Below are 14,327 nucleotides of genomic sequence, written 5' to 3' on the forward strand. Positions count from 1 at the left end.
GCTGCGGTCCTACTCTCTGACGCATGCCTCTCGACCATGAACCCACGTCTGTCTCCCCTGCCCTCACACGTCATCCGAGCCTGGCGGTTCCAGGGATATCTAGCGGTCCGCGAGGTACGGGACGCGTGGGTCGTCGAGGACTGCCTGCCGGCGAGCTCCTTCGTCGGGGTGGCCGCCCTCGCGCTGCCGGGGCTGCGCGTCGAGATCGAGGCGGTCGCGGTCGTCTGAAGACGGCGTGGACCAGCCGGTCCAGGTCTGGTGAGAACAACCCTCTGGAGGAGAGATGACCCACGACCTCGCACGCGAGATCACCACCATGAGCCGCTCTGAGCGCGCCGCGATCTTGTTCGAGGAGATCATCACGAATGATCGCCCCGAGCTGGCCGACCACGTCTTCGCGGCCGACTTCTCGTGGCCCCAGTTCGACCTGCACGGCCCCGACGGTGTCCGCACCTGGGTCCGAGCCTTCAGGACCGCCTTCCCCGACATGGAGGACCACGTCGTCGAGCAGGTCGAGCAGGGCGATCTTGTCGTCACGCGGGTCAGGTGCGAGGGCACTCAGACCGGAGCGTTCCGTGGACTGCCGCCCTCGGGCCAGCGCGCCGACTTCACAGCGATCGGGATCGACAGGTTCGGCGACGACGACATGATCGTCGAGCGGTCGGCCTGGTTCGACATCGCCGACCTCATGCGGCAGCTCGGGCACACCACGCTCGAGGTCCCTGCGGTGGACCGTCCGTGACGTGGCCACCAGACGGGAGGACGACATGAGCCAGACCCCGGCCGCTGAGGCCTCTGAACGAGACGGGCACCACGCTGTGCTGACGAGACCTCCCGCCGCGGGAGACACAGGCGGCTCGCGGGACAGGTGGGCGGCTGTCGTCCTCCTCGGGCTCACGACCTTCGTGGTGGTCGCCGCAGAGATGACCCCTGTCGGTCTCCTCACCCCGATCAGCACGGGTCTGGGGGCCAGCGAGGGGACGGTGGGCCTGTCGCTCGCCATCACCGGGCTCGTCGCGGCAGCCATGGCGCCGCTGACTCCGATGCTCGTCCGGGGGACCGACCGGCGGACGGCGATGGTCGTCCTGATGCTCGTCGTCGCGATCGCCAACGCGCTCACGGCGGTCTCCACGAGCTTTGCCGTCATGTCGGCTGCGCGTGTCCTCCTGGCGGTAGGGATGGGTGGGGTGTGGGCGATGGCTCCTAGCCTCGCCCCTCGCCTCGTGGCGCCGCGGTCCGTCGGGGTCGCGATGACCATCGTCTTCGGCGGGGTGGCGGTGGCCTCGGCGGTGGGCGTGCCGGCGGGGGCCTACATCGGTGCGCTCGCAGGGTGGAGAGCCTCGTTCTGGGTCCTCTCGGCAGTCTCCTTGCTGCTCGTCGTGGCCCTGGCGGTCGTCCTCCCGTCGATGTCTGCTGACAGAGCCGCCCCGCGCGCCTCTCTGACCGCAGCACTGGGCCGGCGCGCCGTGAGGTACGGGCTGGGCGTGACCGCTCTCCTGGTTACCGCCCACTTCACGGCATACACCTACATGCGGCCTACCCTCGAGTCTCTCGCCGACCTCGACCCGACCGTCGTCGGGACCATGCTCTTGGTCTTCGGGGTGCTCGGGATCCTCAGCAACTTCGTCATCGGGCCGAGGGTCGGGCGCAGGCCCACCGCTGTCGCCGTGGCCCTCGCGACCGGGCTGGCGCTGACCTTCGGCGGTGCACCGTTCTTAGTCTCGACCGTGCTGTCTGCAGCGGTGCTCATGGTGCTCTGGGGGTTCTTCTACGGTGGGGTGTCGGTCACCACGCAGACCGGGATGTCTCGTGCTGCTCCCGACCAGGCGGAGAGCGTCAACGCCCTCTGGGCCGGGGTGTTCAACGCCAGCATCGCGGTCGGGGCGTTCTCGGGCGGACGCATCTACGACGCGGGCGGTGCAGACGTGACGCTGTGGACGGCGGCGGCTCTGGCTGCCGGGGCAGGAGCACTCGCTCTGCTGGGTGCGGCCCGAGCCCGCACCAGGTGAGACCGTGCCGGCTGGCGCGTCCAGGCTGCCTGGAGCACCAGGCAGCCTGGACGCGCAGGCGCAGCGACCGGCGCGCGACCGACCCGGGGGTCCGGTCGCGCGCCGGAGATCGTCAGCCCCAGGACAGCGGCTGGTTGAAGTACGCGTTGTCGGCGGAGGCGATGATCGACGTGTACGTCTCGCCGTTGTACTTGGCGGTCGTGACGGGCAGGTCCTTGCTGAGGCCGATGATGCAGGAGACGAGCGTCTTGGTCTCCTCGTCGTACTCGGGCAGCTGGAGGCCGCAGGAGTTGGTGGCTGCGCCGAAGCCGAACTGACCTGTGAGGTACTCGGCGTCGGAGCCGTCTTCCTTGATCGGGAAGAGGTCCAGCGTGGTCGGGTCGTACTCGGCAGGGACGTCGTAGAACCACTGCTGCTGGAAGGTGATCGCGTACGGGGTGTACCCCGCGAAGTCCTCGGCGTTGCTGTACTGGTCGAAGATCGACGCCTCGAGAGCGCGCACGTCCAGCACGCTCACGGCGGTCGGTCCGGTGAGCTCCTGCTCGCCGTAGGTCGCCGTCTGGTTGAGCCACGCAGGCTGCCCCTTGGTCAGCGGGGTGCCGGGGCCGGTGACCGCGCCGGGCGCACCGAAGTCGACGGCGGCGACGTCGTAGTCGACGGCCAGCTCGGTCGGGGTCGGGTCCTCGGTCGGCTCCTCCTCGACGACGTCCTCGGTCGCCTCGTCCTCCGTGGTCGCCTCACCGCCGTCCGTGGTGGCGTCGGCTGCGGAGAAGGACGGTGTGGTCGACTCGTCGTCACCACCGCTGCACGCGGAGAGCGTGAGGACGGCTGCGAGCGACAGGGCCGCGAGGGTGGTGGGGCGCGTGATCGGTCGCATCAGGTCTCCAACGAGCTCGGGGGTCCGCCGTCTGACGGTGGTCCCACCCTAGGGGGAGAACAGCCCGGGAACGGCCTGGATGCTAGGGAAGAAGTACCCATGCACCAGTCCCCGTGCTCGTCCTGAGCCCGTCGTAGACGGACTCCTACCAGGCGTCGCTGGGGCGGTGGTGCGTCGGCGGCCTGTCCACGAGGGTGGTGACGTCGTGGGCCAGGTGCGTGCGGGCGAAGGCGAGCGACGCCGCGACGTCGTCACGTCGCTCGGTCGCGGTGCGTGCCTTGCGGGTCCCGATCTCGACGACGACGTCGCCCTCCCAGCCTGTCCGTGCCAGGTGGGTGAGCAGCTCCTGGCAGGGCTGCGTGCCCCGTCCCGGGACGAGGTGCTCGTCCTTGCCCGAGCCGCTGCCGTCGGCCAGGTGGACGTGGCGCAGCCTGTCGCCGAAGACCTTGGCCATCTCGAGGCTGTCCTGACGGGCTGTCGCCGCGTGCGAGAGGTCGAGGGTCACCGCGTCGTAGGAGTGCTCGGAGGGGTCCCAGCCCGGCAGGTACGCGCCGTACTCGCGGTTCTTCGACCGCCACGGGTACATGTTCTCGACGGCGAGGGTCAGCCCGGACTCCTCGGAGAGCTGGCGGACCTGCTCGACGAACTGCCGCGCGTAGCTGCGCTGCCACGCGAAGGGCGGGTGCACCACGACTGTGCCGGCTCCGAGGGACTGCGCCATGTCGACGGCCTTCGCGAGCTTGGGTGCGGGACGCCCGCCCCACACGTTCTGGCTGACGAGCAGAGTCGGGGCGTGGATGCTGCGGATCTCGACACCGTGCTGCTGCGACAGGTGCGCGAGGGCGTTGTCGTCCTGCGTGACCGAGTCGCCCCACACCATGATCTCGATGCCGTCGTACCCGAGCTCGGCGGCGAGCTCGAAGGCGTAGGCCACCTTGCGGGGGTACACCGAGGCGCTCGACAGCGTGACCTTGATCGGGGAGGTGCGGTCGTTCGTGGCAGACGTGCCGTCTGCCGTGGGGGAGGACATGGAGTCCACAGTAGTGCGACATCCTCGGCGCGCGACGTGAGACGAGGGGGAGCGCAGGTCACGTGCCTGCGGACCCGCAGGTCTCTGGTCTTGTCTCTGCCACGGTGTCAGGGTGTGTGGTGTGGACATGGATCGACCAGACGACGGGCTGCTGCGCATCGGGGTGTTCTCGACGCTGTCGAGGATCAGCGTGCGCATGCTGCGGCACTACCAGGAGCACGGTCTCCTGGCGCCAGTCGTGGTGGAGCCGTTCTCCGGCTACCGCTACTACGCACCCGCCCAGCTCGACGAGGCGCGACGGGTCGTGCTGCTGCGCGATGCGGGCTTCTCGATCGAGGCGACCGCGCGGCTGCTCGACGTCGCCGGCGATCCTTCGAGGGTCGAGGCCGCGATCGCCGCCCGCCGCCTGGAGCTCCAGGCGGACCGGGACCAGGTGGACGCGCGGTTCCTCGCCCTCGACCGTGTAGGTCCCGCACTGGAGGAGATGGTCAGCATGACCGAGAACATCGAGGTACGCACGACCCACCTGCCCGAGACGACGCTCGCGACGCTGCGACGCCGGCTCCCCACCTATGCCGACGAAGGGCTGCTGTGGCAGGAGATCATGCCGCTCGTCGGCCGCTCGGGGGCACCCTTCGCCCCCGGCGGTGCTGCCGGTGCGACCTTCTACGACGAGGGCTTCCGTGAGAGGGACGTCGACGTCGAGGTGTGGGTCGAGGTCACTGGCCCCTTCGACCCCGTGGCCCCGCTCGGCTGCAGGGTCCAGCCGGCCCGCGACGTCGTCACCGCGACTCTGCTGGGCGGCTACGAGCAGATGACAGGCGTCATGGGAGCGCTCGGCGCGTACGTGGCCGAGCACGGGCTGACGACAGGGGAGATGTTCAACATCTACAGGGTCGGTCCGGCGCAGGACCCTGACCCGAGCGCCTGGGTGACCGAGGTCTGCCTGGCGGTCGTCCCGTCCTGACGAGGTGCCGCTCTGGCGGAGGGCCCGTCTGACGACGGGCCCTTCGCTGGCCGGCTGCAGGAGGATCCCTTCCTGCAGCCAGCCGTTCCTGCAGTCAGCCAGCCAGCCGACCGCTGTTGCGGTCAGCCAGCCGACGCTCCTGCTGTCAGCCGGCCGACCGCTGCTGCCATCAGCCCAGCTGGTTGCGTACCGCGAGAGCCGCGCCCACGAGGTGCTCGAGGGACGGGGTCGTCTCGGCGTAGCCGCGGGTCTTGAGACCGCAGTCCGGGTTGACCCAGAGCAGCGCCGGGTCGACGGACTTCACGGCGAGCTCGAGGAGCTCGGTGACCTCCTCCTGCGACGGGACGCGCGGCGAGTGGATGTCGTAGACACCCGGACCGACCCCGCGGGAGAACCCGGAGGCCTGGAGGTCGGGCAAGATCTCCATCCGCGAGCGGGCCGCCTCGATCGACGTGACGTCGGCGTCGAGGGCGTCGATCGCGCCGATGACCTCGCCGAACTCCGAGTAGCACAGGTGCGTGTGGATCTGGGTGTCCGGGCGGACTCCCGCGGTCGACAGCGTGAAGGACCCGACCGACCAGTCGAGGTACGCCGGCTGGTCGGCGCGGCGCAGCGGGAGCAGCTCGCGCAGCGCAGGCTCGTCGACCTGGATGATCGCGATGCCCGCAGCCTCGAGGTCGGCGATCTCGTCGCGCAGGGCCAGACCGATCTGGTTGGCGGTCTCGCCGAGCGGGATGTCGTCGCGGACGAAGGACCAGGCCATGATCGTCACCGGCCCGGTGAGCATGCCCTTGACGGGCTTTGACGTCAGCGACTGCGTGTACTCGGTCCAGCGGACCGTCATCGGCGCCGGGCGCGACACGTCTCCCCAGAGGATCGACGGGCGTGTGCAGCGGGAGCCGTAGGACTGCACCCACCCGTTCTGCGTCACGGCGAAGCCGTCGAGCAGCTCGGCGAAGTACTGCACCATGTCGTTGCGCTCGGCCTCGCCGTGCACCAGCACGTCGATGCCGATGCGCTCCTGCAGCTCGACGACCTGCTGGATCTCGGCGCGCATCGCGTCTTCGTAGGCCTCGAGGGACAGCTCACCCTTGGCGTGCGCGGCACGGGCCTTGCGGATCTCGACGGTCTGCGGGAACGAGCCGATCGTGGTCGACGGCAGCAGCGGCAGGTTCAGGCGCTCCTGCTGGGCGTCGCGACGCTCCTGGGCCGGACCGCGGTGGAAGTCGCCCTCGGTCAGCGCGGCTGTGCGCTCGCGGACCGCGGCCACGGCAACGCCGGCGGCTGTGGCCCGCGAGGCCGCGGCCTCGCTCGCGGCGAGCAGCTCGGTGTGCACGGCCTCGCGGCCCTCGCGCAGGCCCTCTGCCAGGGTGACGACCTCGGTGACCTTCTGGTCGGCGAAGGCGAGCCACGTCGCGAGGGTCGGGTCGAGCGTGGGCTCGTCGGCCACGTCGTGCGGGACGTGCTGGAGCGACGTCGACGTGCCGACGGCGACTGCCCCGGCGCCGAGGCCCTCGAGGGCCTCGAGCACCTCGAGCCTCGCGGAGAGGTCGGCGCGCCAGATGTTGTGGCCGTCGACGACCCCGGCGACGAGGGTCTTGGTCTCGAGGCCGCGGACGGGCGAGGTGGGTGCGGAGCCCTTGACGAGGTCGATCGCGAGGGCCTCGACGTCGGTCCCGGCGACGACGGGCAGCGCCTCCTGGAGGTCGCCGAAGGGGGCGGCGAGCAGGATCGCCGGGCGCTCGGGGCGGGCGAGGTCGGTCGAGAGCACCGTGTACGCCTTGGTGACCGCGGTCAGGACGTCGCCGAGCGGCACGTCGATCGTGTCGGTCACGAGGCCCGGCTCGTCGAGCTGGACCCACGTGGCTCCGGCGGCGGCGAGAGCGCGGAGCAGCTCGACGTAGACGGGGAGCAGGTCTGCGAGGCGCGAGAGCGGCTCGAAGCCCGCGGGGGCGTCGTCGGCGGCCTTGCTCAGCAGCAGGAAGGTCACCGGTCCCACGAGGACGGGCCGGGTCGTCACGCCGTCGGCCAGCGCCTCGGTGAGCTGTCGGACCACGCGGTCGGAGGCGAGGCGGAAGGCCGTCGACGGCCCGATCTCTGGGACGAGGTAGTGGTAGTTGGTGTCGAACCACTTGGTCATCTCGAGCGGGGCGTCGTCGCCCTCGCCGCGTGCCGCGCGGAAGTACCCGGCGAGGTCGAGGTCGCCGTCGGCCGTCGCGAAACGGGGCGGGACGGCCCCGACGGTCACAGCGGTGTCGAGCACCTGGTCGTAGTAGGAGAAGGTCTCGGGCACGGCGCCGTCGGTCGCGGAGAGGCCGAGCGCCACGAGACGGTCGCGGGTCGCCTTGCGCAGGGAGGCTGCGGTCTCCTCGAGCTGGTCGGCGTCGATGCGGCCGGCCCAGAAGGACTCGACGGCCTTCTTGAGCTCGCGGCGCGGTCCGATGCGGGGGTAGCCGAGGATGGTCGCCGCCGGGAATGTGACAAAGGTCGGGTTCTGCTGGATAGAGCTGAGCTCAGTACGTGTCGTCATGGGTCATCCCTCTAGATCAGTGCTGCGGTTGGTTGGGATGCGCCGACCCACGGCCCGCTGGCCAGGTCGGGACCAGCGTCGGCAGGTGCCGGGTGCGCTGGTCCGCCGCCGAGGTGTACGCCCTCGAGCAGGTCTAGTGCGGCTTCGTGCTTGTTGAAGGTGTAGACGTGCAGGCCCGGGGCTCCGGCTGCGAGGACGGCCTCGGCCAGCTCGACCGACGCCCGGATGCCGCGGGCGTGCCGCGCGGCGGGGTCGGCGAGGGACTCGAGGTCGCGGACGAGGGCCCTCGGGGCGGGGACGCCCGTGAGGGTCTCGACCCGAGCGAGGCGCGCTGGGTCGGTCATGGGGAGCAGGCCGGCGAGGATCGGGAGGGTGACTCCCGCGCGCCGGGCCTCGTCCACGAAGCCGACATAGCTGTCGGCCTCGTAGAACAGCTGGGTGATCGCGAAGTCGGCGCCGGCCTGCTGCTTCTCGAGCAGCCGCTGCACCTCCTGCGACCGCGTGGTGCCGGCTGCCGCGTTGCCGTCGAGGAAGGTCGCGACGGCGATGGTCAGCGGACGGGCGGCCGAGCGCAGGGCGGAGGAGGGGTCGTCCGCGCAGCGCTGGGCCTCGACCTCGCGCAGCAGTGCGACGAGCTCGTCGCTCGAGTTGATGCCCTCGGGGTGCGGCTCCCAGTCGGGCTGGTCGCGCGGGGGGTCGCCGCGGAGCGCGAGGAAGCTGCGGACACCCTCGGCGAGGAACTCGTCGATCACCTCGGCGACGTTGTCGCGGGAGGCGCCGACGCAGGTGAGGTGCGCGATCGGCAGCACCGGGGCGTGCTCGAGGATGCGCCTCACGACGGTCTGCGCGGTGGTCCGGTCCCCACCTGCTGCGCCGTAGGTGACCGACACGAAGTCGGGCCTGGCGGCGATCAGGTGGTCGACCGTGCTCCAGAACTTCGGCGCCGCGGCAGGGTTGCGGGGCGGCATGAGCTCGAAGGAGATCGTCGGGCGCTGCCGGGACGGGCGCGCTGCGGGCCGCCCCGGCGGGGCGGTCGCGGAGCTGCCCCCGGCGGGGGTCGGTGGGACGTCGGAAGCCGTCATGAGTTCACTCCATCGGACCTGGCGTTAGCACCCGCACCCATCAGGAGGCTTCCATAGTGGGGGGTTGCTGCGGTGTCGTCGAGCCAGGACTCTCAACCGCTCTGGATGGTGTCCCTGAATCTAGACGGCATCCACCAGGCGGTCCAGGCTCTGCCCGAGGAGTGAGACGGGCGTCTCGTCAGCGAAGACGGCGACGCGGCTCGCGGGGCGGGAACTCGCCGTCGTCCGAGCCGTCGTCGGCCGAGAAGAGCAGGTCGTGGAGGACCACCTGGACCTGCTCGACCCGCGGGACGTCGTGCAGCGTGACCCCCGCCTTGTCCGTCGCGTCCGAGATGACGAGGGTGCCGCAGCCGAGCAGGCGGTCGGTGAGGCTCTTCTCGTAGGACACGTCGTTGATGCGGTAGAGCGGGATGTCCCGACCCGTGCGCGTGAGGATGCCGCTGCGGGTGATGAGCCGACGGTTGGTCACCGTGTAGCGCGAGGTCACCCACCGCAGGAAGGGCAGCAGCACCCAGCCGACGAGCACCACGAGCAGCACGACACCACCCGCGAGCAGGATCCAGCCGCGCGCGGAGCTCTCCGGGAGCAGCACGACGAGGGCGACCGCGGCCGCGAGGAGCACGACGAAGAGCGCGATCGCCCCGAACAGCGCCTTGACGTGGGTGCGGAGGTTGAGGACGACGTGCTCGCCCTCGGCGAGAGTGCTCTGGATTCCCATGCCGGAATCTTCGCACCGCTCGCCCGCCGGCACTATCCCCGGTCGGGAGCGGGATCGAGCATCCTGTGCGTCCAGCGCTCCCACGGCGGGCTGACGGCCCAGTTCACCTCGAGGGTGCGTCGGGCCCAGCGGAACCTGCGGGCCAGGCTCGCCGGTGACTGGAAGGTCCTGCCGGAGACCCCGACGGTCAGCGCGCGGTCGTACCTGACGCGCGCCGAGCTGCCGAGCTGGAAGCTCAGGTCGGTGTCGTCGTGCACCTGCGGGTCGTCCCTGTGCACCAGGTGCCTCACGCCGTGCCACGCCGAGACGCGCAGCGCCATGTTCGAGCCCCACAGCGGCACGTTCGCGACGGCCGCGCGCATCCCCCAGAAGTACCCGCGCATGTAGAAGACGCGCGCGAGGTGGCCGCGCACGGGCGGGAGGTCGTAGAAGGTCCCGGCGCCCGTCACCGCGCTGAGCGTCGGGTCGGCGTCGAAGACCGACGCGATCCGCGCGAGCCAGTCGCCCGGGGGCAGGCTGTCCGCGTCGCACCGCGCGATGATCCCGCCCTCGACGGCGTCGTAGCCCCGGGACGCCGCAGCCGGGATGCCGACGCGGTCCTCGTGGACGACCCGAGCACCGGCCGCCCGCGCGACCTCGGCAGTCGTGTCGGTCGAGGCGTTGTCGACGACGACCACCTCGAAGGGCGGGTGCGACTGGCGTGCGAGCGCGTCGAGGCACCGCGCGAGGTGCGCCGCGTCGTCCCGCGCGGGGACCACGACGGTGATGTCCGCAGCACCGGGCCGGCGGGTCACGAGCGCCTCGCGAGGACGAGGCCTGCGACGAGGGCCCCGAGGGTGCCGACGGCGAGGTCGGAGACAGTGTCCGTGTAGCCGACGTTGATCGAGCCGTCGACGTAGGTCGCGCCGGCCCACTCGCCGATCTCCCACAGCAGCGCCAGCAGGGAGCCGAGCCCCGTCACCGAGACGACGACGCCGAGCCTCGGGCGGCGCAGCGACTCCTCGCCGGGACCGGAGACAGCGCCTGTGCGGCGAAGGACGAGCCAGACGAGCGCCGCGAGGGCCGCTGTGGCGACCAGGTGCATCACGAGGTCGAGCCACGGCACCGCCTCGTAGAGGTCGAGGAGCCCGGACCATGCAGCAGCCGAGAGCACCAGGCCGAGAGCCGGGTCGCCGTAGCCGTGCAGGCCGAGGGCGCGCGGGACGACCGAGCCCAGCAGGACGAGGGACAGCAGCGCCGCGCCGACAGGGCCGTAGAGGACAGTGCCGACGACGATGCTCACGGCGACGAGCGCACGGACCACGTCCCCCGCGATGACGGCGGGGGAGGTCCGCGGGGGCGCGTCGGCTGGGGTCACGCGGACGACTCTAGGCAGCGGGACCGTCCTGCGCCGGGTGAGACGTGTGGACGCTGCTGACGGGAGGCCTCGACGACGCCCGATCCGCGTGCCTGAGGAGCGGAGCGGGCGGTCGGGCTGAGCGTGCCGGCCGGGCTGAGCGTGCCAGCCGGGCTGAGCGTGCCAGCCGCCTGAGCGTGTCAGTCGAACGGGGCGTCTCGGTCGAGCAGGCCGGCCTGGGCGGCTCGTGCCCCGGCCTGGAACCGGCTGCCCGACTCGAGCAGCTCCATGAGCGAGGAGATGTGCCGGCGCGCCGTGCGGACCGAGCACCCGAGCCGGCGGGCGACGACCTCGTCCTTGTGGCCGTCGGCGAGCAGCGCGAGCACGGTCCGTGCGGTCTGGTCGATCTCGACAGGACGCCCCTCGGCGTCGACGAGCGCCGGGAAGTCCTGAGCGAGCGCCCACTCGGCGTCGTACCCGCGCTCCAGGTACGCGACGAGACCCGGTTCGTGGATCACGAGGGCACCGGCCGAGCGGCCCTCGACGAAGCGTGTCGCCATCGCGACGACGCCGTCGAAGATCAGGGTGCGCGCGGGGATCATCGGGACCGTGCGGATCAGCACCCCGGCGGGGAGGGCGAGCGCGGCATAGCTCTGCGTGGCGGTCTGGGTGCGGGTGCTGTGCTGGAGCATCGTGCGGACCTCGACGTCGCGGCCGGCCATCTCGGACACCGGCCCCCACCACGTGTCGATGTGGTCTGCGCCGAAGCCGGCCCCGGGGTGCGCGCCCCACAGGCTGGTGGTCGAGGTCGCGATGAGCTCGGAGAGCAGGTCGAAGATGGTCTGGGTCGCCGTGAGGGTCTCGACCCCGGACCCCGAGAAGACCGACCCGGGGGGACCGTCGAGAGTCGGGAGCGCACCGGTCGGCGGTGGGACGCCGTCGGGCGAGGGCAGTGCATCGTGTCCCGGTGACACGGTTGTCCCCCCCTCCGCCGACACAGTCTCTGGACCGAGGGTATCCCACACCTCAGCGGCTCTCAGCGGCCCAGGAGAACGGGTCGGGGGCCCTCGACGGGCAGCCGGTCCTGGAAGCGAGGACGTGCGGTGTCGCTAGGGTGAGGGCATGTCGAGCGCCCCCGCCCCAGCCGTCCCCGGTGCACTGTCCCCGACCGTGTACTCGGCCGCTTCCCTGCGCACGGGGCGCAGGACCCTGAGCCCCGGCTGGATGGTCGTCGACCAGGGCCTCGTGGTCGCCGTCGGCGAGGGTGAGCCGGACGCCGCGTGGGCCTCGGCCGAGCACGTCGACTTCGGCGAGGCGACGCTCGTCCCCGGCTTCGTCGACGTCCACTGCCACGGGGGCGGAGGTGCGTCCTTCGGCGACGGACCGGACCTCCTTGCGAGCGCCCGGAAGGTCGCCGCGACGCACAGGGCCCACGGCACCACGACGATCGTCGCGAGCCTGGTCACAGCGCCCCTGCCGGCCCTCCGCGACGCGATCGTCGGACTGGCCCCCCTCGTCGAGAGCGGCGAGATCGCCGGGGTCCACCTCGAGGGCCCGTGGCTGAGCCCCCTGCACAAGGGCGCCCACGAGCCGACCCTCCTGCGTGAGCCCGCGCTCGCGGACGTCGACTCTCTGCTCGGCGCCCGGCCCGGGGTCGTCAAGGTCGTGACGATCGCGCCCGAGCTGCCGGGCGGTCTCGACGCCGTCCGCAGGATCGTCGAGGCCGGGGCCGTGGCGGCCATCGGTCACACCGACGCCGACGCCGCGACGGCGACGGCTGCCGTCGACGCCGGGGTCACGCTCGCGACGCACCTGTTCAACGCGATGCTGCCCGTGCACCACAGGGTGCCCGGGCCTGTCCTCGCGCTGCTCGAAGACCCGCGCGTGGCGGTCGAGCTCATCGCCGACGGTGTGCACCTGCACCCGCTCACGGTCCAGCACGCGGCACGCTCAGCAGGGGTGGGCCGGACCGTCCTGGTCACCGACGCGATGTCGGCGACAGGGGTGGCCGACGGCGAGTACCTGCTGGGGTCGCTCGTCGTCGACGTGGTCGACGGGGTGGCGCGCCTGCGCGAGGGCGGGTCGATCGCCGGCAGCACCCTCACCCTCGACGTCGCGCTCCGCGGTGCGGTCGCCGCAGGTGTCCCGCTCGAGGACGCGCTCGCGGCGCTGACGACGACGCCGGCCCGGGTCCTGGGCCGGACCGACGTCGGTCATCTGGAGCCCGGGGCTCGCGCCGACGCCGTCGTCCTCGACGGGGCACTCACCGTGGTGGCCGTGCTGCACGGCGGACGGCGCGAGCCGGGCCAGGCGTCAGGTCCAGTCGACCTGCTCTGAGCGGTAGAAGACGAGACCGTCGGCGTCCCACCAGTGCCCGTGCTGGGCGAGGGCCGACGCGAAGGCCGGGTAGTCCTTCGGGGAGCCCCAGGCCACCGAGGCGACCGCCGGCAGGCGCGGCAGGACCAGCATGGTGAGGTCGTCGAAGGACCGCGGTGTCTCGGTCCACAGGCAGGCCTCGACGCCGACGACCGACTCCGCGGGGACACCTGGGAGCTCGGCGACAGGGTCCCAGTCGTAGGCCTCGCGCACGTCGACGATCGCCGCCCAGGTGAGACCGAGCGGGAAGTCGGCCGTGTACTTCTGGTCCAGGTAGGCCCGGGTCGCGGGGGAGGCGATGAAGGTGACGTCGTGGTCGCGGGCGACCTGCGCGATGTGGTCGGTCTCGATCTGCGAGGTCCAGTACTGCAGGCGCGTCCCCGGCGGGAGCGCAGCGCCGGCCGCCTCCTGCCAGAAGACGGCCTTGGTGCCGTGCTTCTCGGCGACGGCCCCGAGGCGCTCCATGTACGTGACGTACTGCTCGCGCGTGAGGGTCAGCGACTCGTCGCCGCCGAGGTGGACGTACTCGCCGAGGGTGTGCTCGGCGAGGGTCGCGACGATGTCGTCGACGAAGTCCCACGCCTCGTCGGACGTGAGGTGCAGCGAGCTGAAGCCCACCTCTGTGCCGATGTAGGGCTCGCGCTCGGCCCCGTCGGGTGAGATCTCGGGGTAGGCCACCTGCGCGGCGTGGGTGTGGCCGGGCAGGTCGACCTCGGGCACGATCACCACGTGGCGGTCGAGGGCGTAGCGCTGGAGCTGCTCGTAGTCCTCGAGCGTGAGGTAGCCGCCCTGGCCGCCGGCGACGTCCTGGGCCGCGGACATCTTCGTCAGCAGCGGGCGGCTCGGGATCTCCAGACGCCAGCCCTGGTCGTCGCTGAGGTGCAGGTGCAGCTGGTTGAGCCTGTACGAGGCCGCGAGGTCGATCACCCGGCGGATCTCGTCCGGGCCGAAGTAGAAGCGGGCGATGTCGAGCATCATGCCGCGGACCGGGTAGGCGGGGGCGTCGGAGATCTGCAGGTCGGGGACGGCGCCGTCCCGGAGCAGCTGGGCGAGCGACTGGACCGCCCAGAAGGCCCCGGCCTCGTCGGCCGCGGTGAGGGCCCAGGAACCTGCTGCGAGGTCGAGCGTGTAGCCCTCGTCGGTGAGGGACGGGTCCAGGGTCGCGCTGACCATCACGTCGACTGTGCCGCCTGTCGTGCGGGGGAGGTCGGCGAGGGTCTGCCGCGCGGCGGCTGCGGCGCGCGGGGCCCAGGGGGTGAGGGCGTCGGCGAGGGCGTCGACGTGCGACGCTGTGAGCGGTTCGCCGGGCCCGACCCGGAGGATGGAGGACTGCGGAGCAGGGATGAGAGGAAGGGTCACGATGTCACCTCAGGACGTCGAGAGGGCTGGTGGACCAGTCGCC

The 14,327-nt window shown here is 71.7% G+C and carries 14 protein-coding genes and 1 riboswitch; of the genes, 5 read left to right on the top strand and 9 right to left on the bottom strand.

Annotation, left to right across the window (positions count from 1 at the left end):
• The first annotated feature begins 36 nt into the window (after positions 1–36).
• Genes ASG53_RS14275 through ASG53_RS14285 form a run of 3 tightly spaced genes read left to right on the top strand, consistent with a single transcriptional unit; the run spans position 37 to position 2,009 of the window.
• On the top strand, positions 37–228 hold the full coding sequence (locus ASG53_RS14275) for a Rid family hydrolase (protein ID WP_056134794.1): 192 nt from the start codon (positions 37–39) through the stop codon (positions 226–228).
• A 55-nt stretch (positions 229–283) separates the two neighbouring features.
• Entirely contained in the window at positions 284–742 is a 459-nt protein-coding gene (locus tag ASG53_RS14280) for an ester cyclase (protein ID WP_228086717.1), read from the top strand.
• Between the two features lie 25 nt (positions 743–767).
• Positions 768–2,009, top strand: a complete 1,242-nt coding sequence (locus ASG53_RS14285; RefSeq protein ID WP_082544088.1) for an MFS transporter — start codon at positions 768–770, stop codon at positions 2,007–2,009.
• Positions 2,010–2,121: 112 nt separating this feature from the next.
• On the opposite strand, the gene ASG53_RS14290 is transcribed toward ASG53_RS14285, so the two are convergent.
• Together ASG53_RS14290 and ASG53_RS14295 are read right to left on the bottom strand one after the other, a co-directional pair.
• A complete protein-coding gene (locus ASG53_RS14290; RefSeq protein WP_056134797.1) occupies positions 2,122–2,886 on the bottom strand; it encodes a hypothetical protein in 765 nt (254 codons plus the stop codon).
• 145 nt (positions 2,887–3,031) lie between these two features.
• On the bottom strand, positions 3,032–3,916 hold the full coding sequence (locus tag ASG53_RS14295; RefSeq protein ID WP_056134799.1) for a sugar phosphate isomerase/epimerase family protein: 885 nt from the start codon (positions 3,914–3,916) through the stop codon (positions 3,032–3,034).
• A 127-nt stretch (positions 3,917–4,043) separates the two neighbouring features.
• Between ASG53_RS14295 and ASG53_RS14300 the strand changes: the two genes are divergently transcribed.
• A complete protein-coding gene (locus ASG53_RS14300; protein ID WP_082544089.1) occupies positions 4,044–4,883 on the top strand; it encodes a MerR family transcriptional regulator in 840 nt (279 codons plus the stop codon).
• 169 nt (positions 4,884–5,052) lie between these two features.
• Here the strand turns inward: ASG53_RS14300 and metE are convergent, their stop codons facing one another.
• From metE to ASG53_RS14330, 6 genes are all read right to left on the bottom strand, one after another.
• Entirely contained in the window at positions 5,053–7,413 is a 2,361-nt protein-coding gene (metE, locus tag ASG53_RS14305; protein WP_056134802.1) for a 5-methyltetrahydropteroyltriglutamate--homocysteine S-methyltransferase, read from the bottom strand.
• Positions 7,414–7,424: 11 nt separating this feature from the next.
• On the bottom strand, positions 7,425–8,495 hold the full coding sequence (locus ASG53_RS14310) for a methylenetetrahydrofolate reductase (protein ID WP_056134805.1): 1,071 nt from the start codon (positions 8,493–8,495) through the stop codon (positions 7,425–7,427).
• Between the two features lie 6 nt (positions 8,496–8,501).
• Positions 8,502–8,607: riboswitch (SAM riboswitch) on the bottom strand.
• A gap of 66 nt (positions 8,608–8,673) precedes the next feature.
• On the bottom strand, positions 8,674–9,213 hold the full coding sequence (locus ASG53_RS14315) for a PH domain-containing protein (protein ID WP_056134809.1): 540 nt from the start codon (positions 9,211–9,213) through the stop codon (positions 8,674–8,676).
• Positions 9,214–9,245: 32 nt separating this feature from the next.
• The gene (locus tag ASG53_RS14320) at positions 9,246–10,007 is read right to left on the bottom strand and encodes a glycosyltransferase family 2 protein (protein ID WP_235533949.1); all 762 of its coding nucleotides are present in this window, start codon (positions 10,005–10,007) and stop codon (positions 9,246–9,248) included.
• Complete coding sequence (locus tag ASG53_RS14325) at positions 10,004–10,570, bottom strand: hypothetical protein (RefSeq protein WP_235533950.1); 567 nt, start codon at positions 10,568–10,570, stop codon at positions 10,004–10,006. Before ASG53_RS14325 ends, ASG53_RS14320 begins: the two co-directional genes overlap by 4 nt.
• A gap of 179 nt (positions 10,571–10,749) precedes the next feature.
• Positions 10,750–11,523: a helix-turn-helix transcriptional regulator gene (locus ASG53_RS14330; RefSeq protein WP_056134812.1), complete on the bottom strand. Its 774-nt coding sequence runs from the start codon at positions 11,521–11,523 to the stop codon at positions 10,750–10,752.
• Positions 11,524–11,671: 148 nt separating this feature from the next.
• On the opposite strand from ASG53_RS14330, the gene nagA reads away from it, so the two are divergent.
• Entirely contained in the window at positions 11,672–12,886 is a 1,215-nt protein-coding gene (gene nagA, locus ASG53_RS14335; RefSeq protein ID WP_056134814.1) for an N-acetylglucosamine-6-phosphate deacetylase, read from the top strand.
• On the opposite strand, the gene ASG53_RS14340 is transcribed toward nagA, so the two are convergent.
• Complete coding sequence (locus tag ASG53_RS14340) at positions 12,863–14,284, bottom strand: family 20 glycosylhydrolase (RefSeq protein ID WP_056134817.1); 1,422 nt, start codon at positions 14,282–14,284, stop codon at positions 12,863–12,865. The genes nagA and ASG53_RS14340 overlap by 24 nt on opposite strands.
• Positions 14,285–14,327: the final 43 nt, after the last annotated feature.

This window comes from Sanguibacter sp. Leaf3 (genome assembly GCF_001425965.1).
Classification (GTDB): domain Bacteria; phylum Actinomycetota; class Actinomycetes; order Actinomycetales; family Cellulomonadaceae; genus Sanguibacter; species Sanguibacter inulinus.

Excerpts from the sequence above, each read along its gene's own strand:
- ASG53_RS14280 (WP_228086717.1), top strand. The coding sequence starts at position 284 with ATGACCCACGACCTCGCACGCGAGATCACCACCATGAGCCGCTCTGAG.
- ASG53_RS14310 (WP_056134805.1), bottom strand. The coding sequence starts at position 8,495 with ATGACGGCTTCCGACGTCCCACCGACCCCCGCCGGGGGCAGCTCCGCG.
- ASG53_RS14300 (WP_082544089.1), top strand. The coding sequence starts at position 4,044 with ATGGATCGACCAGACGACGGGCTGCTGCGCATCGGGGTGTTCTCGACG.
- nagA (WP_056134814.1), top strand. The coding sequence starts at position 11,672 with ATGTCGAGCGCCCCCGCCCCAGCCGTCCCCGGTGCACTGTCCCCGACC.
- metE (WP_056134802.1), bottom strand. The coding sequence starts at position 7,413 with ATGACGACACGTACTGAGCTCAGCTCTATCCAGCAGAACCCGACCTTT.
- ASG53_RS14275 (WP_056134794.1), top strand. The coding sequence starts at position 37 with ATGAACCCACGTCTGTCTCCCCTGCCCTCACACGTCATCCGAGCCTGG.
- ASG53_RS14285 (WP_082544088.1), top strand. The coding sequence starts at position 768 with ATGAGCCAGACCCCGGCCGCTGAGGCCTCTGAACGAGACGGGCACCAC.
- ASG53_RS14315 (WP_056134809.1), bottom strand. The coding sequence starts at position 9,213 with ATGGGAATCCAGAGCACTCTCGCCGAGGGCGAGCACGTCGTCCTCAAC.
- ASG53_RS14295 (WP_056134799.1), bottom strand. The coding sequence starts at position 3,916 with ATGTCCTCCCCCACGGCAGACGGCACGTCTGCCACGAACGACCGCACC.
- ASG53_RS14290 (WP_056134797.1), bottom strand. The coding sequence starts at position 2,886 with ATGCGACCGATCACGCGCCCCACCACCCTCGCGGCCCTGTCGCTCGCA.